This is a genomic window from Mesorhizobium sp. B1-1-5 (genome assembly GCF_006443065.1).
GTDB lineage: Bacteria > Pseudomonadota > Alphaproteobacteria > Rhizobiales > Rhizobiaceae > Mesorhizobium.
This window is the reverse complement of the sequence record NZ_VFWS01000255.1, coordinates 1-2,004: the sequence shown is the minus strand read 5'-3', so window position 1 is coordinate 2,004 and position 2,004 is coordinate 1. Positions and strand designations below refer to the sequence as shown.

General features: G+C 66.2%; 2 protein-coding genes and 1 pseudogene. All 3 read left to right on the top strand.

Annotation, left to right across the window (positions count from 1 at the left end; all coding sequences use genetic code 11):
- A partial coding sequence (gene hemC / locus FJ980_RS30115) for a hydroxymethylbilane synthase (RefSeq protein WP_246676618.1) occupies positions 1 to 924 on the top strand: 924 nt, incomplete at its 5' end.
- Between the two features lie 2 nt (positions 925 to 926).
- A complete protein-coding gene (locus tag FJ980_RS30110; RefSeq protein ID WP_140547247.1) occupies positions 927 to 1,643 on the top strand; it encodes a uroporphyrinogen-III synthase in 717 nt (238 codons plus the stop codon).
- An 89-nt stretch (positions 1,644 to 1,732) separates the two neighbouring features.
- Positions 1,733 to 2,004: pseudogene (locus tag FJ980_RS30105) on the top strand (phage tail protein); the annotation flags it as partial.

Below are 2,004 nucleotides of genomic sequence, written 5' to 3'. Positions count from 1 at the left end.
CAAACAATCTTGAAGATCGGAACACGCGGCAGCCCGCTGGCGCTGGCGCAGGCGCAGGAAACCCAGGCGCGGCTTATGGCGGCGCATGGTTTGCCGCAAGAAGCGTTCGAAATCGTCGTCATCTCGACCAGCGGCGACCGCATCCAGGACCGGCCGCTGTCGGAAGCTGGCGGCAAGGGCCTGTTCACCAAGGAGATCGAGGAGGCGCTGCTCGCCCGCGCGATCGACATTGCCGTGCATTCCTCGAAGGACATGCCGACGCAGTTGCCCGACGGCCTGGAGCTCTCAGCCTTTTTGCCGCGTGAGGACGCACGCGACGCCTTTGTCGGCAGGGCGGCTAAGACGATTGCAGACCTGCCGCGTGGCGCCAAAGTCGGCTCGTCGTCGCTCAGGCGGCAGGCGCTGATCCGCCGCATGCGGCCGGATCTCGACGTGGTGATGTTTCGTGGCAATGTGCAGACGCGGCTGCGCAAGCTCGATGAAGGCGTTGCCGCCGGCACCATCCTCGCCCATGCCGGGCTGAAGCGGCTCGGGCTCGGCCACGTGGTCACCGATCTGATCCCGCTCGACATCTTTCCGCCGGCGCCGGGCCAAGGCGCGATCGGCATCGAAACCCGCATAGGCGATGGCGACGTCGAACAGATGCTGGCGGCCATCCACGACCTGCCGACCGGACAGGCGCTGGCTTGCGAGCGCGCTTTCCTGGCGGCCCTCGACGGCTCTTGCCGCACGCCGATTGCCGGTCATGCCGTGATAGACGGCGCGGACCTTTCTTTCGCGGGATTGATCATCTCGCCTGATGGCACGCAGTCGCACATGGTCGAGATGAAAGGCCCGGCGCTGGATGCCGCCCGCATCGGTGAAGAGGCGGCAAGGACGGTGCGGGCCAGGGCCGGCGAGACATTCTTCGACGGCTGGGCCTGATGGTGCAGCGCGTTCTGGTGACGCGGCCTCAACCGGGCGCCTCCCGCACCGCGCGACTGCTCAAGGACATGGGGTTTCTACCGCTGCTTTTGCCGCTGACCGAGACGGTGACCTTGCCGATCGATACGGACCTCGTCATCGGCAATGCCGTGGCCGTTGCGGTGACCAGCGCCAATGGCGTGCGCTTTGCGCCTAAGGAGGTCGTCGCCCGGCTTTCGGACTTGCCTTGCCATGCCGTCGGCAAGAGGACCGCGCAAGCCGCGCGTGAAGCAGGATTTTTGTCCGTCAGCGAAGGTCCCGGCAATGCCGAAGGTCTTGCCGGCAGTCTTGCCGGCGAATTCCAGGGCAAGACCATTGTCTATCTCTGCGGACGCGTGCGCTTCCCGGCATTCGAGCAGCGGCTGCAAGCTGCCGACGTCGGGGTCCGCCCCGTCGAGACATACGACACGCTCGCCGTGACCTATTCGGACGAGGCCGTGCTTGCCCGTCTGTCGGGGCAAACCGCGGATGCGGTGCTGCTCTATTCCGCCAGGGCGGCTACCGCGCTGCAGGCCCTGGTCAGGCGGCCTGCGCTGCATGAAGCCTTTGACAAGACGCGGGTTTTTGCCCTGTCGCATCGCATCGCCGCCGTCCTTGGCGACGTCGCTGGCGACCGTATCCACATAGCCGCGCGGCCCGACGAGGGTGCGCTGCTTTCGCTTTTGCGGCCCGGGTCCTGAGCCGCGTCATCACACCGCCCCTTTTCACCGCTTGGTGATGTGCTAGACCCTCTTTGAACCATCCCCAAGCGAATTTGCGGAGCCCAAGCATGGTTAAGACGCCGAAGATGCGACATTCGAAAAGCCGCCGCGAGCCGGTGACCATCGAACTTGAGCCCGGCGCCGTTTCCCGCATCGCCGACGAGAATGCCGCCAGGGCCGGGGCGCAAACCGATGAGGCCAAGGCGGAGGAAGCCGCGAACGCCTCGCAGCCGGAGGCGCCCGAAGAGCCTGTGCACGCCGACCAGACCGATCTAGAACCCTGGGAGCACGCCGAGGCGACAGCGCCCCGATCGGAACGATCCGCGGAAAGCGCCGCCAA